The 24,110-nt window shown below is 63.2% G+C and carries 26 protein-coding genes; 11 read left to right on the top strand and 15 right to left on the bottom strand.

Translation table 11 applies throughout. The annotated features are described in order from the left end of the window. Positions 1 to 60: 60 nt before the first annotated feature. On the bottom strand, positions 61 to 1,017 hold the full coding sequence (locus RHP72_RS00605) for a proline dehydrogenase family protein (protein ID WP_064688029.1): 957 nt from the start codon (positions 1,015 to 1,017) through the stop codon (positions 61 to 63). Between the two features lie 115 nt (positions 1,018 to 1,132). On the opposite strand from RHP72_RS00605, the gene RHP72_RS00610 reads away from it, so the two are divergent. Further along, positions 1,133 to 1,537: a hypothetical protein gene (locus RHP72_RS00610; RefSeq protein ID WP_228232358.1), complete on the top strand. Its 405-nt coding sequence runs from the start codon at positions 1,133 to 1,135 to the stop codon at positions 1,535 to 1,537. Positions 1,538 to 1,546: 9 nt separating this feature from the next. On the opposite strand, the gene RHP72_RS00615 is transcribed toward RHP72_RS00610, so the two are convergent. The 4 genes from RHP72_RS00615 to RHP72_RS00630 form a co-directional block, all read right to left on the bottom strand. Beyond that, a complete protein-coding gene (locus RHP72_RS00615; RefSeq protein WP_047272699.1) occupies positions 1,547 to 2,362 on the bottom strand; it encodes a siderophore-interacting protein in 816 nt (271 codons plus the stop codon). A 144-nt stretch (positions 2,363 to 2,506) separates the two neighbouring features. Then, the gene (locus RHP72_RS00620; RefSeq protein WP_311094187.1) at positions 2,507 to 3,745 is read right to left on the bottom strand and encodes a DUF222 domain-containing protein; all 1,239 of its coding nucleotides are present in this window, start codon (positions 3,743 to 3,745) and stop codon (positions 2,507 to 2,509) included. Positions 3,746 to 3,837: 92 nt separating this feature from the next. Next, positions 3,838 to 4,455, bottom strand: coding sequence for a response regulator transcription factor (locus tag RHP72_RS00625; protein ID WP_003943536.1), 618 nt, complete (start codon positions 4,453 to 4,455; stop codon positions 3,838 to 3,840). Then, positions 4,452 to 5,654 carry a sensor histidine kinase gene (locus tag RHP72_RS00630; RefSeq protein ID WP_003943587.1) on the bottom strand — a complete coding sequence of 401 codons (1,203 nt, stop codon included), beginning with the start codon at positions 5,652 to 5,654 and terminating at the stop codon, positions 4,452 to 4,454. Before RHP72_RS00630 ends, RHP72_RS00625 begins: the two co-directional genes overlap by 4 nt. A gap of 114 nt (positions 5,655 to 5,768) precedes the next feature. Between RHP72_RS00630 and RHP72_RS00635 the strand changes: the two genes are divergently transcribed. The 3 genes from RHP72_RS00635 to RHP72_RS00645 all read left to right on the top strand — a co-directional run bounded on the left by RHP72_RS00635 (position 5,769) and on the right by RHP72_RS00645 (position 8,104). Then, the gene (locus RHP72_RS00635; RefSeq protein WP_039973533.1) at positions 5,769 to 6,815 is read left to right on the top strand and encodes an ABC transporter permease; all 1,047 of its coding nucleotides are present in this window, start codon (positions 5,769 to 5,771) and stop codon (positions 6,813 to 6,815) included. After that, positions 6,812 to 7,552 (top strand): ABC transporter ATP-binding protein, encoded by a 741-nt coding sequence (locus RHP72_RS00640; RefSeq protein WP_003943539.1) that lies wholly within the window; start codon positions 6,812 to 6,814, stop codon positions 7,550 to 7,552. The genes RHP72_RS00635 and RHP72_RS00640 overlap by 4 nt, the downstream gene beginning before the upstream one ends. Before the next feature lie 111 nt (positions 7,553 to 7,663). Then, positions 7,664 to 8,104 (top strand): PAS domain-containing protein, encoded by a 441-nt coding sequence (locus RHP72_RS00645; RefSeq protein ID WP_311094188.1) that lies wholly within the window; start codon positions 7,664 to 7,666, stop codon positions 8,102 to 8,104. Between the two features lie 6 nt (positions 8,105 to 8,110). Here the strand turns inward: RHP72_RS00645 and RHP72_RS00650 are convergent, their stop codons facing one another. After that, a complete protein-coding gene (locus RHP72_RS00650; protein WP_003943606.1) occupies positions 8,111 to 8,737 on the bottom strand; it encodes a TetR/AcrR family transcriptional regulator in 627 nt (208 codons plus the stop codon). A gap of 51 nt (positions 8,738 to 8,788) precedes the next feature. Between RHP72_RS00650 and RHP72_RS00655 the strand changes: the two genes are divergently transcribed. After that, positions 8,789 to 9,760, top strand: coding sequence for a hypothetical protein (locus RHP72_RS00655; protein WP_037130941.1), 972 nt, complete (start codon positions 8,789 to 8,791; stop codon positions 9,758 to 9,760). Here RHP72_RS00655 and RHP72_RS00660 read toward each other — a convergent pair. From RHP72_RS00660 to RHP72_RS00680, 5 genes are all read right to left on the bottom strand, one after another. Beyond that, positions 9,707 to 10,999: a YcaO-like family protein gene (locus RHP72_RS00660; protein WP_030535883.1), complete on the bottom strand. Its 1,293-nt coding sequence runs from the start codon at positions 10,997 to 10,999 to the stop codon at positions 9,707 to 9,709. The two genes, RHP72_RS00655 and RHP72_RS00660, sit on opposite strands and share 54 nt — an antisense overlap. Then, on the bottom strand, positions 10,996 to 12,336 hold the full coding sequence (locus RHP72_RS00665; protein WP_311094189.1) for a YcaO-like family protein: 1,341 nt from the start codon (positions 12,334 to 12,336) through the stop codon (positions 10,996 to 10,998). Before RHP72_RS00665 ends, RHP72_RS00660 begins: the two co-directional genes overlap by 4 nt. Then, positions 12,329 to 13,759: a CocE/NonD family hydrolase gene (locus RHP72_RS00670; protein WP_311094190.1), complete on the bottom strand. Its 1,431-nt coding sequence runs from the start codon at positions 13,757 to 13,759 to the stop codon at positions 12,329 to 12,331. The genes RHP72_RS00665 and RHP72_RS00670 overlap by 8 nt, the downstream gene beginning before the upstream one ends. Beyond that, the gene (locus RHP72_RS00675) at positions 13,756 to 14,568 is read right to left on the bottom strand and encodes a hypothetical protein (protein ID WP_311094191.1); all 813 of its coding nucleotides are present in this window, start codon (positions 14,566 to 14,568) and stop codon (positions 13,756 to 13,758) included. Before RHP72_RS00675 ends, RHP72_RS00670 begins: the two co-directional genes overlap by 4 nt. Before the next feature lie 94 nt (positions 14,569 to 14,662). Further along, entirely contained in the window at positions 14,663 to 14,851 is a 189-nt protein-coding gene (locus tag RHP72_RS00680; RefSeq protein ID WP_003943543.1) for a streptamidine-related RiPP repeat protein, read from the bottom strand. A gap of 92 nt (positions 14,852 to 14,943) precedes the next feature. On the opposite strand from RHP72_RS00680, the gene RHP72_RS00685 reads away from it, so the two are divergent. From RHP72_RS00685 to RHP72_RS00705, 5 genes are all read left to right on the top strand, one after another. Then, positions 14,944 to 16,203 (top strand): MFS transporter, encoded by a 1,260-nt coding sequence (locus RHP72_RS00685; RefSeq protein WP_311094192.1) that lies wholly within the window; start codon positions 14,944 to 14,946, stop codon positions 16,201 to 16,203. An 84-nt stretch (positions 16,204 to 16,287) separates the two neighbouring features. Further along, positions 16,288 to 17,355, top strand: a complete 1,068-nt coding sequence (locus tag RHP72_RS00690; protein WP_218681112.1) for an iron ABC transporter permease — start codon at positions 16,288 to 16,290, stop codon at positions 17,353 to 17,355. Next, complete coding sequence (locus RHP72_RS00695; protein WP_042453274.1) at positions 17,352 to 18,146, top strand: ABC transporter ATP-binding protein; 795 nt, start codon at positions 17,352 to 17,354, stop codon at positions 18,144 to 18,146. The genes RHP72_RS00690 and RHP72_RS00695 overlap by 4 nt, the downstream gene beginning before the upstream one ends. After that, positions 18,143 to 19,123 carry an ABC transporter substrate-binding protein gene (locus RHP72_RS00700; RefSeq protein WP_311094193.1) on the top strand — a complete coding sequence of 327 codons (981 nt, stop codon included), beginning with the start codon at positions 18,143 to 18,145 and terminating at the stop codon, positions 19,121 to 19,123. The genes RHP72_RS00695 and RHP72_RS00700 overlap by 4 nt, the downstream gene beginning before the upstream one ends. Next, positions 19,120 to 19,803 (top strand): SagB family peptide dehydrogenase, encoded by a 684-nt coding sequence (locus tag RHP72_RS00705; protein WP_165638696.1) that lies wholly within the window; start codon positions 19,120 to 19,122, stop codon positions 19,801 to 19,803. The genes RHP72_RS00700 and RHP72_RS00705 overlap by 4 nt, the downstream gene beginning before the upstream one ends. A 1-nt stretch (position 19,804) precedes the next feature. Here RHP72_RS00705 and RHP72_RS00710 read toward each other — a convergent pair whose 3' ends face one another. From RHP72_RS00710 to RHP72_RS00725, 4 genes are all read right to left on the bottom strand, one after another. Further along, positions 19,805 to 20,089: an SHOCT domain-containing protein gene (locus tag RHP72_RS00710; RefSeq protein ID WP_007735909.1), complete on the bottom strand. Its 285-nt coding sequence runs from the start codon at positions 20,087 to 20,089 to the stop codon at positions 19,805 to 19,807. Continuing rightward, on the bottom strand, positions 20,086 to 20,538 hold the full coding sequence (locus tag RHP72_RS00715) for a DUF6325 family protein (RefSeq protein ID WP_007735911.1): 453 nt from the start codon (positions 20,536 to 20,538) through the stop codon (positions 20,086 to 20,088). Before RHP72_RS00715 ends, RHP72_RS00710 begins: the two co-directional genes overlap by 4 nt. Positions 20,539 to 20,541: 3 nt before the next feature. After that, positions 20,542 to 22,188 carry an MFS transporter gene (locus RHP72_RS00720; protein ID WP_050657053.1) on the bottom strand — a complete coding sequence of 549 codons (1,647 nt, stop codon included), beginning with the start codon at positions 22,186 to 22,188 and terminating at the stop codon, positions 20,542 to 20,544. 68 nt (positions 22,189 to 22,256) lie between these two features. Further along, on the bottom strand, positions 22,257 to 23,504 hold the full coding sequence (locus RHP72_RS00725) for a hypothetical protein (protein ID WP_311094194.1): 1,248 nt from the start codon (positions 23,502 to 23,504) through the stop codon (positions 22,257 to 22,259). Positions 23,505 to 23,522: 18 nt separating this feature from the next. On the opposite strand from RHP72_RS00725, the gene RHP72_RS00730 reads away from it, so the two are divergent. Further along, the gene (locus tag RHP72_RS00730; protein WP_003944177.1) at positions 23,523 to 24,110 is read left to right on the top strand and encodes a DinB family protein; all 588 of its coding nucleotides are present in this window, start codon (positions 23,523 to 23,525) and stop codon (positions 24,108 to 24,110) included.

Genomic DNA, 24,110 nt, shown 5'->3' on the forward strand with positions numbered 1-24,110 from the left:
AACTGACACAAGTGGGGCTGCACTCGATTCGAGTGCGGTCCCACTTCTGTTGTTGGAGATCTAGTTTGCAGTGCTGATGAGCGCAGCGTCGATGAGCGCGGTGTAGACACGCTCCGGTTCTTCGGCGATGCGATTGAGTACGTACAGCCACCACTGTGTTCCGAAGATGACGTATTCGCGTGTGGTGAAGCCCGCTCCTCGGAGTGCGTCCAGTTGCTCGGTGCCGAGGCCGAGCAGCATCTCGAACTCGACGTGCTCGCCTCTGAGCTTCGAATCATGTTCGGCGCGTAGTGCTTCGAGGATGTCGCGGTCATGTGTCGCGATGGAGACCTGGTGACCCGAGTCGACGATTCGGGCTGCGTAGTCGAGATACGCGCTGCGCAGTTCGGCACTACCGCGTGGGTAGGCGACGGACTCGGCTTCGAGGAAGGCGCCCTTTACGAGACGGATGCGACCGGGTCGGTCCAGCAGAGCGGTGAGATCCTTTGCCGTGCGGTGCAGTCGGGCCTGAACGGTGATCCCCACGTGAGTGAACCGCTCGGCCAGTCGCGCGTGCATGTCGAGGACCAGGTCGGTGCGGTCGGACGCTTCGGCGGAGATGATCAGCTCAGCACCGGCGCGTTCCGTGGTCTCGGCCAGGCGCACGACATTGCGAAAGCACTGCTCTGGATCGATCACCAAGCCGATGTGCGAGAGGTCGAACGACACGGTGCTGTCGACGCCCGACGTTCCGATCCGTTCCGCCAATTCCACGAACACATCGGTTTCGGCGTTCGCGAGTTCGGGATCCCGGACGCTTTCCCCGGTGTATTCGATGCTCGCCTTGTGTCCTCGCGCGAAGATCGAGGGGAGTCGGTCGAAAGCGTCGTCGATGGTTTCGCCGCCGATGTAGCGAGCGGCGACTTTCCGTGCGAGTGCTGCCGTCGCAGCGTCCGCCATGGTGCGTTCTTTCAGGGATTCGTCGAGTGCGAGGCGGCGTAGGGCGTCCGCGGCCTGGGCTTGTAGATCCGTGTTCACGGCTTCAGCGTATCCGGACGAGGGTGCGGGAATTATTCTACGAACTCTTGCGTTCGATCTATTGTCGATATATCGTCGATACGTCAAACAAACACAGACAGTCCAGGAGGACAACATGTACGCCCCACACAACAACCCAGAAATGCAAGAACGTCGCGAGCATGGCCGCCGAGGCCCGCATCGTGGACACGGTTTCCGTCGAGGATTCGAGGGCGAGCGACCCGAGGGTCGCTTCGAAGACCGAGCAGAAGGACGCCCCGAAGGCCGGCGCGGTCGACTTGACCAGCGCGGACACGGTCGGCCTCACTTCGGTGAAGCCGGCGCAGCGCTCCGTCCCGCGATGGGCCTACTCCGAGGTGCCGCTGTCGCGGTAGCCGCAGGTGGGACCGCCGAGCAGGTAGCCAAGGCCGAGGCAATTCTCGCCGAGGCACGCCGAGCACTGTTCGAGATGCTGGCGGAAAAGCCGGCTGACGCGCAGCAGGCTCACGCAGAATCTACCGCCACGCTGCCGGCAGAGTGATCACGGCGCTCAGGCGCCGACGGTGACTTCCTCGCTGTTCATGCCGGAAACGTGGCCGTCGGCGCCCTCTCGCCAGTACCCGACAACATTGTGCTTGTCGCGAGCAATTCCTCGAACTTCCCTCAGATGCTTACGAATGCGACGGCTTGTTGCGCTTTCGCACGCCACCCACGCGTAGATGTCGGCCGATTCGGATTCGGGAAACTCGACCTTCTCCACAGCCTCGAACAGTGCGCTCGGCGCCTTTCCGAGGCCACTCCCGACGAGCCACGTGTACGTGACGTCGCCGCGAGTGACAAATTCCTGTCGATCCTCTTCGGTTTCGACCTCGATGATCGCCTGTGCGACATCGCCCTTTCGAAGTTCTTCGACAATCCTGCCCAGTCCGGGGAGACCCGTGGCGTCTGCGACCAGCAGCTGCCAGCGAGGACCCGCCGGTGCTTGGTAGTGGGACCGCGAACTGTCCGACCAGAAGACGCCTAGTAGGTGACCTGGTTCGGCCCGCAGGGCCCAATCCGCTGCAATACCGCCAGGGTGCACGACGAAGTCGATGTCCAGACGTCGGCCGCCGTCGTGCACCTTGCGCACGGTGTAGTGCCGCCACGGTGGCTCGGTTCCGAGATCGGCCTTGCCGTAGTCGGGATTGTTGAAGTAGTCGTATTCTGCTTCTGTTTCACCGGGTTTCGGGAACGCGAGGTCGATGCGCTCGTCGCCTTGTCCGCCGGTCGGCCAGTGCCAGTCGCCTTCTGCCTCGATGCTGATTCGCCGCATGTGCGGGGTCAGGGACGTGACGGTGACAACGCGGGCGGGTTCGCAGAAAGACATGCCTCGACCCTATGGGTCCGGCGTGTCGAAGTGGAGACAGATGCTGTCGCAAGACGGACATCGAGCGCAGCTGAAAACGCCAGCGTATGCCCCGGGGCATGATTCTTCCCCGGTGCACACGCTGGCCTTTTCAGTTATGTCGGTTCACGCCGCTGTCGGTGGGCTGTTCCCGCCGATCGGCTGTTGATACGGATCAACCGACATCGGTGGATAGAACACCGATTTCCGATCCGGGCCGATCTCCACCCGCCACTCCGTGTGGTGCATCGTCCGGTGGTGATGACCGCACAACAAGATCAGGTTGTCGAGATCTGTTGGGCCACCATCGTTCCAGTGAACAATATGATGGGCATCGCACCACCCCGACGGAGTTCCGCACCCGGGAAACGCACACCCGCCATCACGAACCGCCAACGCTCGCCGCTGCGGAACCGTCGCTGTTCTCGCTTCCTTGCCGCAGTCGAGCGGAACACCATTCTCATCCAACAAAATTCGCGTGATCGTGCAGTCGCACGCCAACATCCGGGCAGTGTCGATACTGATCGGGCCCACCCAATCCGTCCACGCGAAACCCAGTTCCTGAGTCGACGGCAACATATCCTTCATTGCTTTGAGGTCGGTCATGTCTATCGCCGACGCAGTCACCGTGATGTGCGGTTTCACCCCGCCCTCGATCGGACCCAACCCCGCCCGCTCATACCGCCGCAGTAGTTCGCAAAACCCGTCCGCCCGCCGTAGCGCCGGCGTACGGGTGTCCTTCACGCCGTCCTTCTCCGGCGTCGGCGCAGACAGGCTCGACAACAACGTGATCAACCGGGCCCCGTTCACCGCATCCAGATCCCCCTTCACAGTGACCCGCCCGTACAAGCCTTTCGAGGCGTAGAACTCGTTACGCTCCGAATCCTCGCCGACCGGGACGCCGTCCTCGCGCTTGCCGTACTGCTTCTCGATCCGCCGGATCGCTGCCCGCACCGCATCGCAATCCGCAATGTTCTTCGACGCCAACGACAACAAAATCCCGCGAGCCTTGTCCACATCCGCCAGGGTCATGTTCTTCGGCGGATGCTGACAAAACGACGCCACCTGCCGCGCCTTCAACGCATCCACGTCACCGCGATGAAACGCATCCGCGACAACAGGTTCGAGCATCAACAACCGCGCCAACCCGACCAGCAGACTGCACTCACCGATCTCCAAATTCGTCGAACCATGCAACCACTGCGCGATCGCCCGAAAACCCTTCCCACCGAGAACCTCCCGGGAAAACATCTCCACGATCAACAACACCAACCGCGACTGCAACTCGTGCCGGACACGCACCAGATCGAGAACCTCACTCTTGAGGCCCTCGCCATCCAGTTGCCACGCTTCCCGACTGTCCATGCCGAAAGTCTAATCGAACAAAGTTTCGAACACAATAGAATTGCGAGCGAAAATTGCTGCTGTCCAGCTACTTTCGACAATTCGGGCAAATGTCAGATCGAACCCAGCTCCCGCGCACGAGCTACCGCCGACGTCCGCGACTTCACTCCCAACTTGCCGAAGATGTGAACCAGATGCGATTTGACCGTGGTCTCACTCAGGAACAGTTCTTTGCCGATCTCTCGGTTGGAGCGACCCGCCGCCACCAACTTCAGAACTTCGATTTCCCTTGGGCTGAGGCTGGTTTCGGGTTTGCGTACCCGAGTCATGAGCTTCGACGCGATGGCGGGGGAGAGAACGCTGTCCCCGCTCGCAGCGGCACGGACGGCTGACAGCAACTCGACCGGTGGTGTGTCCTTGAGTAAGTACCCGCTGGCCCCGGCCTCGACAGCGCTCAAGATGTCTGCATCCGTGTCGTAGTTGGTCACGACGAGTACGTGCGGCGGATTCGGCAGCGCGCACACCGCGCGGGTGGCGTCGACGCCCGTCTTCCCGGGGCCGAATCGCAGGTCCATGAGCACGAGGTCGACCGGCGTGGTGGCGCAGAAGGCTATGGCTTCCTCGGCGGTGCCCGCTTCGCCGACTACCTCGATGTCGGCTTCGCTTTCGAGCAGCGCTCGTAACCCGGCGCGCACGATCGCGTGATCGTCGGCGAGCAGCAGGCGGATCACGGTTCGCCGACTTCGAGAGGAAACGTCACTGCGACGGCCGTGTGTCCCGGCTCGGACTCGATTGAGAAAGTCCCGCCCTGCAGTTCGACGCGTCGGCGAATTGCATTGAGGCCGAAAGATTCCGCCGGGCCACGTTCGAGAACTGCCACGTCGAAGCCGCGACCGTTGTCGACCACGTCGAGGCTGACGGTGTCATCGGAATAGGTCAGTGTCACAGCCATTCTGGTTGCATCGGCATGGCGGAGAACATTGGACACCGCGCCCTGAGCGATGCGTACCAATGTTGCTTCGAGGGGCATCGGCAGCCGCACTGCCTCGCCTTCGACCACGGAGCGCGCTTCCAGTTCAGGACTGCTCGCGCGTTCGCAGATTCGACGAAGCGCGTCGGCGAGCGACTGACCGTCCAAGGCCGCGGGCGTCAATTCGGCTATGAGTTGGCGGGTTTCGGCAAGACTGTCCGCGGCAGTTTCCCGTGCGAGGCTGATCTGACGGATGGCCGGGCTGTCCGGATCGGCGCGTTCGGCAGCGTGAAGGAGCATCTGGATGCTCGAAAGTCCTTGGGCCACGGTGTCGTGAATCTCGGCGGCGAGTCTTTCACGTTCCGCGAATTTTCCGGCATCGCGAGACGTCGACGCCAATTCTTCACGAGTATTCATCAACTCGTCGATGAGACGACCGCGCTCGGCTGCCTCGCGGTACAGCGCTTGATATCCGAGGCCGATTGCAACCGCTACGGCAGCGCCGATGATCGGGCCGACGGCGCCGGCAATCGTCCATCCACGATGCAGGCCGGTGCCGACCACGGCGACAGCCGTTGCCGCGGTGACGGCGAGAAGACTCCAGGGGCGTCGCAGAATATGGAGATAGAGGAAGAAGAGTCCGAACGCGAGGTAGGCGGCGTCGGCGGATACCGCCATCGTCGCGATCCAGACGAGGGTCAGCACGGCCAGCCACCAGCGGGCCGCGTTGCCGCGCAGCCTTTTGGCGACCCCGAAAAGATAGACGGCAACAAAGATCACGGCCAACGCGATGATTGTTGCGGTCAGGTCGGATTCGTCGATCAGCGCTCGAAGAAACACCACACCGGCCAGCGCCATGACAAGGACATGCAGGCCCAGTTGTAGGCCGGCGAAGACAGGCGTGAGCGGAGATCGGTGCATCTCGCCCAGCTTAGCGAGGTTCGGGCCTGGTTCATCCATCAAAAGTTGTAAACCGGGATGGTTCTTTCGAGCGCTGGAATGTCGATCCGAGGTGCGATGGAAAGAGTCTGCATCCGCGAGAGCGTAGAGGCAAGCACAGGAAAGGAATTCACAGTGTTTGTCGCAATGAGGGACTTACGGGCAGCGCGAGGTCGTTTCGCGCTGATCTCCGTCGTGGTTCTGTTGGTTGCACTTCTGGTCAGTTTTCTCAGCGGGTTGACTGCAGGACTTCGCCATCAGAACGTGTCGGCCATCGAGGCCATGAATGCCGACACGGTGGTGTTCGCCGACACCGGAGCCGGGGCGTCGTTCGACGAGTCGGCGCTCACGCAGGACCAGGTCAACGCTTGGACCTCCACGTCAAAGGACGTCGACCCCATCGGAATCGGTCGCGGGAAAGCGGGATTGGCCGACGGAAATCAGAAGTCGGTGGCCCTGTTCGGCGCTGATGGCGGTTTCGGTGACGTGACGCCGTCGGCGTCAGGCACGGTGGTGTTGAGCGAAGGTGCCGCCCGCGATCTGGGGGCGGGCGCCGGCGATCAGGTGAGTGTCGGTACGCAGCAGTTCACCGTCAGCGCCGTTCGCGGTGACGACTGGTACAGCCATTCGCCCGTCGTCTGGATGACGCTCGACGACTGGCAGGCGGCCAATCCACGCGGCGGAGTTGCGACAGTACTGGCTGTCACCGGAGCCTCCGACGCTTCCGCAACGGACAAGGCGGCTGCGACGACGTCGACGACGGTCAGCGGTTCGCTCGACGCGATCGGTTCGTACAAGTCGGAGAACGGGTCGTTGACGTTGATGACGCTCATGTTGTTCGCGATCTCAGCCCTGGTGATCGGTGCGTTCTTCACGGTGTGGACGATCCAGCGAACTCCGGACATCGCGACGCTGAAAGCGCTCGGTGCGACTACCGGTTCGCTGGTGCGCGACGCACTGGGTCAGGCGCTCATCGTTCTGATTGCCGGTGTCACCGTCGGAATCGGGCTGACGGCCGTGGCCGGATCGCTGATCGGTGACGCCATGCCGTTTGTCCTGGACGCATCCACCACCGTCGTACCTGCCGTGGCATTGATCGGGCTCGGTCTGCTCGGCGCGGCCTTTGCACTTCGATTCCTCTCGACCACCGATCCACTCACAGCATTGGGGAGCGCACGATGACCATGACAACCGGCACCACAGTTCTCGACATCCAGAACGTCGATCTGACGTTTCCCGATGGGCAATCGCGGGTGACGGCGCTGGACGACGTGTCTCTGCGACTGCACCGCGGCGAGATCGCCGCGATCACCGGGCCCTCGGGTTCGGGCAAGTCCAGCCTGTTGGCGGTGGCGTCGACGCTGATCCGTCCGGATTCCGGGCACGTCTATCTCCGGACGCCGGAAGGCAGCACCGACATCGCTGCGCTGAGTCGGCGGGCGGCGTCGGAGCTGCGACGCTCGTCGATCGGCATCGTCTTCCAACAGTCGAACCTCGTGTCTTCGCTGACTGCACTGGAGCAGCTCGAGGTGATGGCGCATCTGGGGCAGTCCGTGTTCACGTCACGGGCCCGTCGCAAGGCCGTGAAATCAAAAGCGATGGATTTGCTGGACGCTGTCGGGCTCGCGGATCAGAGCGGAAAACGGCCGTCCCAGCTGTCGGGCGGGCAGCGACAGCGCGTCAATCTCGCGCGAGCATTGATGAACGATCCGCAGCTTCTCGTGGTCGACGAGCCCACGAGTGCGCTCGATCAGGAGCGCGGTGCCGCTGTCATGGATCTGATCATCGGCGTGGTGCGGGAACGCGAGGCGGCAACCCTTCTCGTGACACACGACCGAAGTCACCTGTCTCGGATGGATACTGTCTATCGTGTTGTTGACGGTTCCTTGGCGGAGGATCAGGAGGCGCTCGCGGCGTGACTCAGGCGGGCACGATTCGGGCATTCGTCACTGCATCCGGGCGGGAAGTCAACCCGCGATTTGCTGGGCAGTTAGACTGTTGTCGACTCGGGCAACTTGAGAGGACGTGTTATGGAACGCCGCCGCAACGTTGCGCAGCCGCCACAATCGCCGATTGCGGATCTGGAGCAGATGCCTGCCCTGATTCTCCTCGACCGGCTTCCGGTGCCGGTCATGGCCGTTCACCGCGACGGCAGCATCGTTTTTGCCAATCCGTCCTTCGCTGACATGCTGGGATATCCCAAGAAGGCCGTCTCGGCGTTGCGTTTGCAGGACATCCTCTACGACAAGGATGCCGACGACGTCAGTGCAGAGCAGGCCCATCGTGAACTGAGTTCCGAGCCGGGCTCGGTCAAGGAGTTCGTGCACTCCGACTCCACGTTGGTGCGCGCGACGGTCAGCCAGTCTCTGCTCCGACGGGACGACGACACGATCGCCCTTGCCGTCCTCCACGATCTGACGGAGCGCCTGTGGAACAACCCACGGCACATCGACGACAAGCCCACCAAGTAATCCCAGCTACTTCCGGGATTTGACGGTTCGGTCCAGGCCGAGGGTGGCGGCAAGGGTGTTGACCACCCATTCTTCGTACTGTTGGCCGGTCCAACCCGCGCCGACCACGAGGTCTGTGTAGGTCTCGGGACTGAGCAGCGTGAGTGCGACGTTCACGGCTGTTTCGAGGTCGACGGTTGGCGCTTTTTCGACGATGCCGACCATCAGATGTTCCTGCACCGTGCGTCTCTGAGTGCGGTTGATTTGCCACAGACGGGCGGCGTCCTCGTCGGCGGAAGCGGCGGCCCGCAGTGCCAGCAGGATGTCTGCGGTGCGTTCCAGAATGAGCCGTCCGTGGTGAACCTGAATCCGGAGTTGCCCGAGTGGATGTGGGGCGCCGAGTGCTGCCGCCACCCACGGACGGTCGAGAGTTGCCGTCTTTTCCTCGTCGCCCGCAACGGCCACGTCGAGCAGTGCTGACAGCACGCTCGGCTTGTTGCCGAACACGAAATAGACACTCTGCACCGACACGCCCGCCGCCGCGGCAAGCTGCTTGATCGTGGCGGCCGCGTAGCCGGGATCGACAAAAACCTCACGCGCTGCCTCGATGATCTTGCGCCGCGCCGACGTGTCTTCCCGAAGAACCTCAGTCATGATTAGAGTCTAACTCTAGAGTCGAACTCTAGCGAATCGGGAGGCGAAGTAATGACGAAGGTTCTTGTACTCGGTGGCTACGGTGCCGTCGGGATTCCCCTGATGAAACAACTCGCGAAGGTCCCCGAAATCTCCGCGTACTCCGCCGGCCGTGACCCTGCCCGCGCGGACGTCGTCGTTGATCTTAAAGAACCAGGCGCGTATTCGACTGTGGTTCGAGACTTCGATGTCGTGGTGAATGCGTCGGGTTTCGAGGATGTTCGCCTGGCCGACGAAGCGGTACGCGGTGGGGCGGCATTCGTCGACATCACGGCGACCTCGAGCTACTGCGAAGAATTGGAAGCGGTCGACGGACCCGTTCTCATGGGCGTCGGGTTGGCGCCGGGATTGACCAGTGTCCTTGCAACCGAGGCGCATCGACTCGGCGACGGACCCGTGGACATCCTGATCGGCCTCGGCGGTGGAGAACTACACGGGCCGGCCGCAACGGCGTGGACGTACGGGATGTTGGGCACGAGGTTTCCTGATCCCGACGGACGATCGGTCCGCAACTACACCGGGATGAAGACGTTTCGAATACCGGCCGATGCGACCGGCTACCGCACCGGTCCTGCTGTGCGGGCCGACTTTTCGGACCAGCATGCGTTGACGCGAGACCTCGGTGTTCCGGTCAGGACGTACCTGCGATTGGACACGTCCACCGCGACGCTCGGACTTGCGGCCATGACGTGGGCACCCGCTCTACAGAAGGTCGTGCCGAAGAAGCTGTGGGGCTCGGATCGTTGGGTAGCGATGGCCCGAGCGGATACCGGCCCGGCGCTGTGGGTTTCGGGGCGTAGCCAGTCGGTCGCGACGGCAGCTATCGCCGCGCGCGCCGTGCAGGTGATTCGGGATGCCGCGATCTCGAAGCCGACGTGGTTCCACGCGGTGGAAACCACCGAGTCGTTGCAAGCGGCGGTTCCCGAACTGTCAGTGCGGCAATGGGATGGTGCGAGCCGATCGTCCGGCAAGACTGTCCACTAGTCGGGGCGAGCCGAGAAACGGCAATCCGGCGGCCGCATTGGTGAGACAACCGGGTACGACGACGCGGACGACGTGCAGGCCGGCGTGGAGAACATCAGTTGTGGTGAGATCGACCCATGCCGGCCGGAAACCGGCTGCCGTCAGAGCGCTTTCGGTGCCGGCGGCTGATGTCAGAGAGTCGAGTCCCACCTCGCCGACGACGGCACCGACCAGCTCACTCTCGAATCGTGCTTGGATCTCCGGGTCCAGGTGAAGTTGCAAGTGGCATCCGTAGTCCATCACGTCGGCAAAATCCGATCGGTAGGCGCCTGCATAGCTTCGGTCAGCTCGCCAAGGCGCAAGCGGACTGGTCGGGGAGGCCGCGGCTCGACCGATGCCGCTCTGCGGGTTGTCGTAGTCGGCGGAAAGCAGCTGCAGCTGAAGCGCTTCGCCGAGTGACTTGAACGCAGCGGTCTGGGCGTCTTCGTGGCAAGCGGTACCCATGGTCGAGTATCCGGTCAGTCGGTCGCAAACCAGGGCGCCCAGGACGGGGATCTCAAAATCACTCTCGAATGAAATCCACCTGGTCGAGAGGCTGTCGTGATTGCCCAGTCGAAGAAGCGCCTCGGGCATGCCGGTGACGACCCGAACACCACGCCGCCCGGTCCAGGACAGCGTCATCGCGTCTCGTTCGACTATCTCGCGCAAGGCATTGTCGATTGCGAACTTCACCGAGGGTCCGGCGGCGAGACCCGCCTGAGCTACCGGAGAGATCGCCGGACCCGTCCGGGCGACGAAATGAGGATACGAACCCCAGACGAGTTCGGCCGGTACCCAGATATCCGAACCCGTGATCAGGTCGGCTCCGCGAGTCCAGTCCATCTCCAGATCGTCGGTTGGTTCGACGAACGGGAACTGTGGCCGCGCGTACTGGGCGGCGTCGAAACGCGCGAGTTGTGACAGGTCGATGCTTGCTCCGATCAAGGCATCGGCCGACCCGCGGACGATCGGTTTGGCGACGATGTTGCCGCAATATCGTTCCACCGCTTCGCCTATCGCAGCTGCGGTAGGCCGTGCACGGTTGCCCAGATCGAAGCAATATCCGGCGCCGGCCGAGTCACTGGACCAGGGTGAAAAGCGTGCTGAATCACTGACATACGAGTGAATCAGCTTGAACTCGGGCGGAAAGTGCTGGGGAACAACGGCGTCGACCAGCTCTCGAATGATCCCAGTTCGGCGGTCGACGAGCGAAGATGTCATGCGAGGGGGACCGGCAGATGCAGATGGGTGGTCGATGCGCTGGTCAATCTGCTACCTCCAAGAAGGGGAAAGGCTGCCGGGGCGTTGTTGTACAGGCCCGGAGTCAGGATGCGGACGACGTGCAACCCGGCAATCGAGATGTCGCCGGTGGTGAGATCGACGGAAATCGGCTGGTGTCCCCGTGACATCAGAAGCGCTACGAGAGAAGCCAGATCCAACGGCGCTTCGTCGGGAATCTCTGATACCGAGAGTGTTTCGGTGTAGTCGAAGAGATGTTCCTCTGCGGCCAGGGCCATCACGGGATCGAGATAAAGTTGGGCGACGGTCGGCAGATCGACGATGTCTTTCCATTGCGGATCGAACTCGTCCCGGTAACGACGGTCGGCCCGAAAGGGTTTGTACAGGTGCGCCGGCAGCGTTCCGTCCGCCACGCTGCGCCAGGTCGGCCCGTCGGGGTCGGCGAGGTCGATCGTGATGGCAAGTACGGCATACGCCTCGACAAGCGCCTTCGAGACTGCCGCCTCCACCGTCGGTCGACAAGCTGTGCCCAGCGCGACCAGTCCACGTCGGTCATCGCGGATCCACGCTGCGGCGACGGGAATGCCGAAGGGGGAGGGAAGCAGCAGCACTCGAACGCTCCGGGTCTGGCTCTCCAGATCCCCGAGTTGGTGGTGCGCAGGCAACCGCTCCCAGTCGGAAAGCTCGATCGCCGGCTGTGACCGGTCCCCGCACCACCACAGCGCGGTGGCATCGCGTTCGAGAAGTTCCAGCAGAGCTGACATCTCGGCCTCGTCGCGTGAGCGTCCCGCTGCGATTCCGGCGTACTGCAACGACGCGATCGGTGGCTCGCAGCGACGGGTGCCTGTGTAGTACCCGAGATAAGTCAGGGCCGCAGGCACGTAGGTGGGCACCTTTTCGTCCATGGTGTGACCCAATGCCCAGCGAATGTTCAGATCAGAGGTGAAGGGAACAAAGGGGAATCCGGGAAGGCGGTACTGATCCTCGCTGTACAACGCAAATTTCGCCGGATCGACGACCCGTGAGCCGGCCAGTTCCAGCGCTGATGCACTGCTGCGGACCAGATCTTCGGGGACCACGTTGCCGCAATATCTTTCGACGGCCTCACCGGTTGCCGCCCCGCGAGCTGCTGCATCGTCGCGTATCGAAGCCCCGAATCCGTAAGGGTCCGCGCGAAACAGTGAACCGCTGCCGCCGAAGTTTCTGGTGTCGGCCACCCTCGCGGCCCAACCGACCCAGCCTGTCGGCATGTCCGAGCGAATGTGTGGTTCCAGTGAGGTCAGCACGCCGCTCCGGTCGTCGACCAGCAAGTCATCCACCGGCAGTTCCTCCGCGTATCGGCAGGGTCAACGACCCGGAAAATGATTGGTGCAGTGCGGTACTGCGTGTTCCTCGATAGCGATCACCGTCTCCGAGATTGAGTGCGAGTCGTGGGAAGTCCGAGCCGGCGATCCGCAGCGTCAAGACATCACCCGCGCGCACAGTGTGCAACACGGGATCCAGATCGATTGTCACCATCGTCGGCTGCAGGCTGACACCCGCGCCCCGTGCGATCGATCTGGTAACTCCAGCGGGATCGACCACGCTCAGTTCGGCGATCCAATCGGCTTCGCCCTCGGGTGAATACACTTTCAGCTCCACCGATGGTGTTCCGGAGAGTACGGAGTCGTGCTTGATATCGAAAGTCCAGAAAACACAGTCGTTTCGGTCCCGTGAGGCGTCATACAGGAAGGTGTAGGCCGCATCCTTCCGATCGGGTTCGAGGCGAACGCGATTCGCACCCGTGACAAACGGTCCGGTCGACCATTCGCCGGAGCCCCGGTCGAATACCCGATTGATGGTCAGGGGCCGCGCAGCGAATACCGATTCCATCCACTCGACCTGAAGGCGGCCGAAACTTGTCTCGCCGACCATTCCAGGGCGGAGGTCGTGCGCCCAGGGGCCCACGATCAAACTCTGCGGCCCGCGCCCCACGGACGTGAAGTGCCGCAGTGTCTCCCGAATCATCGCATCGTCCCAACCGCCGATGTGCAGCCCGGCGATGTCGAGTTCGGAGAGTTCGTCCGCCGAGACCAGATCATCGCCACCGAAGTCTTCGCGTTTACGAGCGCGAAGGATCGGCGTCAACCAGCCCGGTGAATCGGAGGTCAGACCAACCTCCTCGATCATCGACTGCACCGGGAGATGTTCCAGCAAAGACGAATCCGAGCGCATCAGGGCAGGGATGAAACCCTCACGAGAGGAAGACGAATCTCCGTGCTCGCCCCACCACGCCAGATGCTCGGCGAGGAGAAGTATCCCCGAGGGATCACGTTTGACGCGGTCGCTTCCGATGGTCGGCACCTTGGAGACGACGCCGTCTACACGAAATGACCGATCGGCGCTGTTGGTCTCGGCAGCAAATGCCCAGGCGGTTCCGGCCGCATACGAAGCCCCGCTCGCGATGACGCACTCCGGTGTCCACGGCTGATCCTGCAGCCACTCGGCCAGGGAGGCGCTGTCCTCGCGCTCGTGGACGTACGGTTCCCAAGAGCCGGTGGAATCGTGCCGTCCGCGTACGTCCTGCGAGATGAATGCAATTCCTCGCAATCGCCATTCGATCCCCTCCGCCAGATGCCATCCACGCCCGTACGGGGTGCGGATCACGATCAGTCCCCGCGGTGAAGAATCCGGTGGGAGAAGCACATCCGTAGCCAACGAAGAACCGTCTGCTGCCGGGATCTTCACGCCGAGTGAGATCACCGGAGCGTCGGCGCGGGTTCGAGAACGCCGCCGGGCAGTGGTAGCACGGGATGGGGAGTCATCATGAGGGTTCGCGGATTCATCCGGATCTGGTGGTGAAGGTGTGATGGCGGTGCGCCATGTACACCAGCCACGACGTCCGAACAGGCAAGCGCACTGGCCATTGCGGCTGCGGTGGGTTCAAGTTCGAGCGGGCGAGGTTCGCTGCCGGCGAGGTGATTCCACAGTGCCTGCAGATGATTCGGGACGCGCGACGCGGCAAGCCGTCGACCGCAGACGTCCCGGTAGCTTGCGCTGCCGATACCGTCGAAGAAGGGTCCGATGCAGATCTCGCCCAGCTCCGCGTGGACGCGTTGCCACGGTGTTTGGTTTCGGCGGCACCAGGTATCGAGTTCCGACCACTCGTCGTGAGGAGGAGCACCGGCAACCGACAGTACGAGGTCCGACGACGCAACGTCGTCTTCGATTGGCGCAGTAGTGGATACGACCTCGAGATGCGGAAGAGCCTTGGAGAGCAGGGCGATGCAAGCATCGGCAACGGGCCCGATCCCGTCCATCAGCACACGCTGTGGGCGCGGAATCTCTGGCACTTGACCTGGAACAGCCAGCACGCCGCGAGAGACGAGGGCGTCGGCGATCTCGATAGCTCCCGGGCCGAGCACCGAACCAGAGCGCCTGAGAAAGTTGTCGAGTTCCGCGAGGTCTTCGGCCGGCGCGCCGATCGTGACCGCGTTCTCGTCCGGTGTCAGGTAATGCCAAGTGCCGTCCGGGGTCGGATACAGCTGGTGTCCGTCGGCGAGGGCGTACACGGATCTCCTTGTCGGTGCCCGCACCCGACGAGTCGGATGCGGGCGGGGTCATCGGCAGATCAGACTGTCGAAACAGTCTGGATCAGGGGAGGTTTCAGCTCTGGAAGCTGAACGGGTTGTCGACGAGGGCGTTGGTGCCCACACCCTGCAGGGCGTGTGCGGACGTTGCCTCGGCAACCGGCTCGAAGGTGAACGGGTTGTCGACGAGAGCGTTGGTGCCGACGCCCTGGAGTGCATTGGCCGGAGCCGAGTTGGAGACGCTGTCGAACGAAATGTTGCTCATTGTCATCCCTTCCGTAATGGAAACCATTTCCATTACGATGCCACCGTACGAAAGATCGCCACGGAGAGCAACAGGTACAAGAGAGTGCATACATGAGCGAGACCCCGACGACGGGATCCGTCGAAGCGCAACCACATGTCTTTCGGGACAGATCGTTTCGATTGTTCTTCACGGCTCGTACCATTGCCGTAGCCGGTGCGGCGGTCACCGGAGTGGCCATGCCGATCCTGGTGTTCGACATCAGCCGGTCTCCGTTTCTCACCTCGCTCGCGGCTGCGGGGACGGTTCTGCCGTATCTCGTGTTCGGCTTGTTCGCCGGCGCCGTGGCAGACCGAGTCAACCGGCGGACGGTCATCCTGTGTGCGCAGGCCGTAGCTGCACTTGCTTTGGCGAGTATTCCGGCAGCGCAGGCACTCGGCGTATTGACGGCGTGGCATGCCGTCGGCGTATCGATGTGCATCGGAACGTGTTTCGTGTGGTTCGACGCCGCTGCTTTCGGAGCGCTGCCTGCTCTGGTCGGTCGGCAGAGGATACCGGCGGCCAACAGCGCGCTGTGGACGTCCAGCACGCTGATCGATGTTGTCTTTCCGGCGATAGCCGGCGTGCTTGTGGCCTCGATCGGCCCGGCCTACGCATTGGGTGCTGATGCACTGGCTTACGTACTGGCCGGGCTGGCCATGGCCTCGATCGGAGCCTCGTTTTCGATTACTCCTGCGGCGCCGAAGAAGTCGGGAACCGGAATTGCGCGTGACATACGCGAAGGCCTCAACTTCCTCTGGCAGTCGCCGCTTCTGCGGGCCTTGACCGGCGTCGGCTTCGTCAATTCCCTGACGCAGGGTGCGGTTACGGCGCTCCTGGTGGTGTACGCATCCGAGAGGCTTGGGATTTCGACGTCGAGTCCGATGATCGGCGCCGTGTGGACGGCCGTCTCCGTGGGTGGAGTGGTCGGGGCGCTCGTGCTTCCACGCCTACCGGCGCAGTGGCCGGTCGGGGCGATCACTGTCGGGGCGCTGACCATCGCCCCGGTGGTGCTGTTCGTCGTTGCGACAACCGGCAACACCGGCGCCGCGATCACGGCGCTCGTCGTCTACTCCGGCTGTGCGACCGTCACCATCCTCAATGGCATCGGTGCACGTCAGCGCCTGACTCCGGATCGTCTGCAGGGGCGCGTGAACACCACGGCGAGGATGGTCGCCTGGGGTGGTTCGCCGGTCGGCGCCTTGATTGCCGGGGCAATCGCAGGACGCTGGGACATCGGCACCGCCTACCTCGTTGCGTGCATCTTTGCGCTGGTCGGGGCGCTCTTCGCGTGGGCGAGCGCGCTGCGGGCCGACCCTTATCCGCACAAATGAGCATGTGACTATTAATGAAAACGACTGTCGTTATGGTTAGATCCACCTGTTCATGACTGCGAACCCCACCGACTCAGGAGTGCGATGACGCTGACCAGCGAGGCAGCACCACGAGTGCCGTCGCGTCCACATCCCGTCGGCGAGCGCGGGTACGTCCCGTTTCTGTTGGCCACGGCGGTTGTGCTTGTCGCGGTCTCTACCGTCGCGGTGTGGTCGGGTGCCGCGTCGGTGTCCTTTGCCGACGTGTTCGCGGTGTTGTACGCACACGTCGGCGGTCCGCCGGTCGACCCGTTGCTCGATCGGATCGTGTGGGGATTGCGGGTACCGCGCATTCTGATTGCGGCATTGGCGGGCGCCGGGCTGTCGCTGGCCGGCGCCGTGCTGCAAGCGTTGGTGCGCAACCCGATTGCCGATCCGTACATTCTGGGCGTGGGTTCCGGAGCATCCTTCGGTGCAGTACTGATCATGACGACCGGCATCGGCACCGGCCTGTCGATCGGTGTTCCGGTGGCAGCCTTCCTGGGGGCCATGGTTTCCCTGATCGCGGTTCTCGTACTGGGTCGGCGAGAGGGAATGCTCGTCCCGCTGCGCATGGTCCTGGCCGGAGTTGCCATCGGCTATCTGCTCTCGGCTGCAACAAGTTTTGTGCAGTTGCGCGCCGATCCGAGTCAGCTTTCGGGAGTGCTCTTCTGGTTGCTGGGCTCGGTGAGCGGGGCCAGTTGGTCGGATCTCGGTGTGCCCGCCGCGATGATCACCGTCTGTGCGGCAATTCTGTTGACACAATCGCGCCAACTCAACGCGTTGGCCATGGGAGACGAGAGCGCGCAATCGGTCGGCGTGGACGTGCGCCGTACCAGGTTGCTACTACTGGTGATCGCGTCGTTGCTGACCGCGGTTGTCGTATCCGTCGCCGGGGGAATCGGTTTCGTGGGGCTGCTCGTGCCGCACGCCGTACGACTTCTGGTCGGTTCCGATCACGGCAAGCTGCTCCCCGCGACCGCGTTGGTTGGTGCCACCTTCCTGGTGATCGTCGATCTTGCGGCTCGGATGTTGGATGCGCCCAACGAATTACCACTCGGGATCATCACCGCCGGATTGGGTGCACCGTTCTTCCTCTGGTTGCTTCGACGGGACGGGGGTGCGCAGTCATGAGATTGTCGGCCAGCGGAATTCACGTCGTTCGGGGCGGACGCCTCGTGGTTTCGGGTGTAGACCTCGAAGCGCCCGAGGGAAGCGTGGTCGGACTCGTCGGACCGAACGGCAGTGGAAAGTCCTCCCTCCTGCGCGCGTTGTATCGCTCGATGAAGCCGCGAAGCGGAATCGTGAAGGTGGACGAGGTGAATGTTTGGGACGATCTCTCGCCTCGATCGGCGGCACGCATCATCGGTGTTGTGGGGCAGGAGCATTCATCCGATTTCTCGTTCAGTGTCCGTGAGGTGGTTGCAACGGGTCGGACGCCGCATCACAGCGCGTTCTCTCGACTCGGCGAGATCGACCGAGACATCGTCAGCGCCGCACTGGTGCGAACCGGCATGCAGGGCTTTGGATCACGTCTCTTCGCCGAACTGTCCGGCGGAGAAAAACAGCGTGTGATGTTGGCCCGGGCGATCGCTCAACAACCGTCAGTGCTGGTCCTGGACGAGCCCACCAACCACCTCGACATCCGTGCTCAACTCGAATTGATGGAATTGGTCGCCGAACTCGGTACCACGACGATTGTCGCGATCCATGAACTCGCCTTGGCCGCAGCGTATTGCGACTACGTCTGTCTGCTCTCCGGCGGGGTAGTTGTCGCGACAGGACCAACGGCCGAGGTCCTCACCGAGGACCTGCTGTCCGAAGTATTCGGGGTTCAGGTGCATCTCGGCACTCATCCGTTGACCGGGCGCCCCCTGCTCTCGTTCGCACCTCCGCTCCTACACACGAAAGAAGCAGTGTCTTGAAATCCTCGATACGTACTGCCGCGCTGATGTGCTCGGCCGTTACCGCCACCGCAGTACTGACCGCATGCGGAAACTCCACGGCGGATTCGGCGGCGTCGTCGTCCGAGAAGATCACCGTCACCAATTGTGATCGCGAGGTCACGGTGCCCAAGACGGCGGAGCGGATTGTCTCGCTGTATCCGTCGATGACGGAACTTCTCATTCAGCTCGGCGCCGCCGACCGCATTGTCGGACAATCGAATACCGACCTCTCTCCTCCCAGCCCCGAACTCGCTGATCAGTTCGCGGCCGTGCCGGTACTGAGCACCGGAGTTCCCGCGAAAGAAGCATTGCTCGACGCCCGTCCGGATCTGATCGTCTCCGACGGGGAATACTGGTTCGACGGTGACCGATTGCAGACCATGGACGAATTGCGTGACCTCGGCATCCCGATCTTCGTGAACAGCGGCTACTGCCACAAGGCCGTCACCGAGGGGCGGATCGACGACGTCTGGTCCGACCTCGACGGTCTCGGCGCCTTGACCGGAACAAGTGACGCGGCAGCAACCCTCCTGGCCGACGGCAAGAAGTCCCTCGCAGCAACCGAGGCATCTGTCGCCGGGCAGGAGCCGGTTCCCACTGTGATGGTTCAGGTTTCGGAGGGACAGTCCTATGCTCTGGCCAGGGGCCTCTACAGCAGTGTGCTCGAGGCCGCCGGGGGAAGCAATCTTTTCGAGAACGACCTTCCCGACGGAAAGTACTTCGGCCAGGTAGCCACGGAATCGGTGCTCGCGAAGTCGCCGAAGGCTATCCTCGTCGTCTACTCCACCGAGTCGGCTCGGGAATCCACCCTGGATGCTGCGCGGACGGCATTTGCCGGAACCCCCGCCGCGGCGTCGAATGCGATCTTTGCCGTTCCGGAGGCGTGGTTCGCCGGCGAGTTGGTCTCGATCGACGGGGCCGGCGAGGTGTCTCGCCTGCTGCACCCGGGTTCGTGACCGCACTCGAGCGAATCGAGGCCGTCGTATCGCTGCATGCAGTGTTGGACCGGACGGTGAGTCCGTCGGAGCTACCGTTCGACGAGCACGCACTGCCGCCGGTGACGTGTGAATCCGTGGAACTGCCGGCCGCGACGCCACTGCCGGCCTGCGGGTTCGCGGACGTCTTGCAGGCACGGCGGAGCCGCTACGACCCCGCACAGACGGCACTCCGAGCAGGCGAGCTGTCAAACGTGTTGCACCACAGTGTTGTCAGCAGCCCGACGGCGGGCGGGATGCGCGAACTGACGCTGTCGTTTGTTCTCAGCCGACCCGGAGACGAGCTCGGAGCCGGGGTATACCGATATGCCCGAGGCCGTGCCGAAGCTGTCCGGCCAGGCGACGTGCGAGAGCACCTTCGAGCGAGCCTTCTCCAACCCGAGTTCGTCGACGTGTTCCCGGTTCTTCTGTTTGTGGTCGCCGACGTCGAAGCTCCGCTCGAGAAGTACGCGATGCGGCACTACCGCACGATGCACGTGGATGCCGGTGTGCTGGTTCAGAATCTGTACCTCGTGACCGAGGCGATGGGACTTGCGGGCTGCGCCATCGCAGGATTCACGGATGCGCGAGTGGCATCTCTGTTGAATCTCGCGACGACGCAGCTTCCCGTCATGGCTTTTGCACTCGGGAGGCGCAGCTAGGTCAGGCGAGAATACGTGCCTTCTGGGTCTCGAACTCGGCCTCGGTCAATACTCCCGCATTCTTGAGTTCGCCCAGCTTGGTGAGCTGTTCGAGCTTCAAGTCCATCGATGCTGCCGGAGCTGCCTGCGGTGGCAGGGGTGGTAGATCGGGAATCGGCGGCACCGGCTGGGCCTGCGCTGCGCGAGCCTGATCTTCGGCGGCCCAACGGGTCCGCTGACGGCGCTGAACATTGCCGTGAATGGAGCTTGCGACGGCTACCCGGCCGGCTCGCCTCAAGAAACTCATGCGTCCTTCTCCGTATTGCCTGGTGCGGTGTTGTCGAGTGCGGTGGCAAGTTCGTCCAAGCTCAGGTGACCTTCGGTGACAATCTTTGCGCCGCTGCGTGTCCACGCGTCGATCACCGGCAGTATGGCCAGTTCCTCGTAAACGAGCACGGCGGCAACACTACCGGTGGCCAACTCGTCACCAACGGCGGCGATGTCGCCGGCGTCGAGCAGTCCGGAGGCTGCGCCGTCGAACTGCGCCAGATCGAAATCTGCGAGTTCGAAGGTCGATGCCGGTACGACGGCCACTGATCCATCGGCGGCTTTGGTGACGAACTCGAGGTCGAGGATGCGGATCACGCCGGAGTCGACGAGAGTGAGCAGCTGCTCGAATCCCGCGGAGGTCGGTGCACCGCCGGGAAACTCGACGGCAACGTATTCGATCGGACCGAATTGGTCTTGGTTGGACATCGGTTACTTCTTGCCCTTCGTGGGTTGCGGTTCTTCCAGAGCAGGTACTTCGTCGGGCATGCGCCCGGCCGGAATGATGGCGAGCAGAGAGAGCCCGGCGAGTACGAGCAGCGAGGTTCGCAGTGCGCGCAAGCGCGCTTCGGTGTTGATCCGGATGGCTTCGTCGATCTGTGCCTGTGTCGCGGAGGTGTTTTCGAGCGTCACGACGAGTTGATCGTTGGGGACGAAGTTGACCTGGTCGAGATTGATTCCTGACTCGACCTTGAGCGATGCCGGGATGGTGGGGTTGTCGATCAGCTGCGAGCTGACGAGGGAACCGAGGATTCCGACGGCGAACACGCTGGCCACCGCGATGCCGACGCTGCCGGACATGTTGTGTACCAGTCCCCGCCAGGCACCGACGTCGCCGGCCAGTTCCTTGGGAGCTGCGGTGAGGAGGGTGTTGAACACCAGCGCAACGATGGCGCCCTGCCCGAGGCCGAGGGTGATCAGTCCGATGACGACAAAGATCTGATGCCAGTCGCCACGAATGGTGAAGGCCAACAGGATGAGTCCAGCGGCAACGACGACGAACCCGGCTCGTGCGATCAGACGCGGGGAGTACGTCTTGTACAGACGCGCGACGACGGTACTCGCGATGAAGATCGAAAGTGTGTACGGGATGATCGAGAACGACGTCTGCAAGCTGCTGCGGCCCTGGATGATCTGCATGTACAGCGGAATGAGGAAGTTGGCCGCGGTTCCCACGAACATCATCGTCGCCATGCAGATCGTGGTGGCGCGCTCGGCGCCGGTCTTGAGGACGTCGAGGTTGAAGAGCTGAGGCTTGTTCTGCGCCTTGCGGCTTCGCGTCCACTGGAAGAATCCCTGCGCGCAGATGGTGCCGAGGACGATCAGGATGGCCGCGGGTGAAACACCGATGACCGAGAACGGCGCAGCGTCGGTGGCCAGGATGACGCCCCACGAGTTCAGGCCGCTGAAACCGAAGCTGAGCAGGATGACGGCAACGGCAGCAATGGCGGCGCCGGCCCAGTCGATGGTGATGTCCTTCTGCGGGGGAACAGGTTTGACCCGGAAGCTCAGGATCAGGTTGACCACCGCGAGAGCCACGACGAGGGCGAACGAGTATCGCCACCCGATCGTCGTCGCGAAGGAACCGGCGATGAGCAGCGCCAGCACACCGGCCGCCGGGATTGCTGCTGCCAGGTAACCGATGGCCTTTGCCTGCTGATCGCCACTGAAGTTCGTGGCGATGAAGACCGTCAACGCAGGAGCGATGAGGGCGATCACGGCGCCGGATGCAGCTTGCGCCACGAACAGCATTGCCGGGCTCTGACTCAGGGCGACCGCGGCCATTGCGAGGCCGTGAATCGCGACGGCAATCTGGAAGACCAGACGCGTTCCGTAACGGGCGCCGATCTTGGCCCCCAACAGAATGAAGGCAGCCATGGCGAAGGTGCCCGCGGTGATCGCGGTGCCGACACTTGTTGCGGGCGTGTCGAGATCGGTGGTGATGCCGGCCATCGAGACGGTCAGGGCGTTGACGGCGAACGACGCCTGAATCTGGGTGAGGACCACCACGATGAGTGGTAGCCAGGAGGCGGTGCTCACGGCGGCCGTTGTGGCGGCCGCGCCAGGCTTTACGGACATGATGGGTCACGCCTTCCTCGACACTGCGTGTACTCGCGACGTGCCCGGATCAGCCACGCACGGCTACATTAGCCGGAATTGTGCTGAATGGTCGCCTGCAAGTGGTTGGTTTCTTCGCGGTAGACCACCATCTCCCGGTGCAAGGCGCGACGGAAGCGCGGTTGCTCGGCCAGGAGTACGGCCAGCACGGTCAGCAACAGCCACGTCGCGGCCGCGCTCGCGAGGAGCAGCAGGACCGGAATCCACGGACCGCCCATCTGCTCGAGCAGCGTCGTCTTTGCCCAGACGCGCCAGTAGAGCATCAGATTGACGATCAGTCCGACACCGTACGAGATGACGAAGGACAGCAGGAACTGCTTCCACGTGCCGTCGTGGCGCCGCGCCGTCATCGGTTCCGCCCGCAACGGCAAGCTCACCGACATCACGTTCGCGACCCCCAACCAGAGCAGGATCATGGTCAGCACCTGGCCGCACGCCTTCACCAGGTCGGCACTGCTTCCGGAGCGCCACGCGAGGACGGCGCTGAGCAGGAACCCGGCGCTGCCGACGAGAAGCAGCATCACCGCGTTCTTCGCGACCAGTACGTGCCAGAGCCTGGTTCCACCGGACAACGCAGCACGGACGCGGCCGGCGTCGAAGCTGAGCGCATTGGTGCACACGACGCTTCCGACCACACCCGAGAGTGCATACAGCGCAAGATAAGGCAGTCGATCTTCCTTGGCGTCCCACTGGAAGAGGCGAATGAATGCCAGGTACGCCAAGCCCATTCCGAGGCTCAGCCCCAGCCGAAACGCGATCGACCGAGGCTTACCACTCACCACGTGCCGTGCTTCCTCACGGATCCGGGAGCCGAGATCCTGCACGTGCCGGACGACGGGGTTGCCCGAGTTCAGCGGGACGTAACCACGGATCGCGGCGGCGACGGTATCGGTGTCACCGGCATCGAGCGCGGCGACGTGTGCTTCGAGAACCGCAAGGTGGGCGGCGCGCAAGGCTATCCGTGCGGTGGTCACCGCGGCGACGGCGTCGGCCTCGGCCTGCGCGGCGGTGCCGATGCCGGCGTCGGCGGGCAGTGGCGGCTGCAACGTCGTGATCAGTTCGAGTTGACGCGCCATGTGCGGCGACGGTGACAACCCGCTGTACGACGGTCGGCTCAGCGCTGATCGTTCGTCGTCGAGCGAATCACGGACGGCCGCGGCAGCCTTGCGGACGGCTGCCGGGTTGTGCCAGCGCACCGACCGGGCGTCACGCTCGGCGGCGACGGCCCGGGAGGCAACCTCGGTCAGATCCTCGACCGCTGTCAATGTCTGCTCCACTCGGTTTAGGTTGGTTTCATGACCACCAACTCGGAAAAGGAAGATCTCCAGCGGTACCTGCAGGCAGCACGTGATGCGCTCGTCTGGAAGCTCGACGGGCTGTCGGAGTATGACATTCGGCGCCCGATGACCCGGACAGGGACCAACTTGTTGGGTCTGGTCAAACACATGATCGGCGTCGAGCTCGGGTATTTCGGTCCGACGTTCGGCCGTCGGGTTCCCGATCTACCCGCGTGGTTGCGTTCGGAGGAACTCAACGTCGACATGTGGGCCCGCGCCGACGAGTCCACTGCCGACATCGTCGAAACCTATCGCCGCACCTGGGCTTTCGCCGACGCCACGATCGAGGAGCACGATCTGGACGCCCCCGGCTTCGTGAAGCACTGGCCGGAGGATCGTCGCGACGTCACACTGCACCGGATACTCGTTCACGTTGTCACCGAGATCCATCGGCACGCCGGCCACGCGGACATCGTGCGGGAGCTGATCGACGGCGCCGCTGGGATGAAGGCGGGCGACAACAATCTGGCTCCCGGCGATGAGGCGTGGTGGGCCGAGTACACCGACCGTCTGGAGACGGCGGCACGCGAGGCCCACCACGCCTGA

Source organism: Rhodococcus sp. SG20037 (assembly GCF_031763325.1).
Classification (GTDB): Bacteria; Actinomycetota; Actinomycetes; order Mycobacteriales; family Mycobacteriaceae; genus Rhodococcus_F; species Rhodococcus_F qingshengii.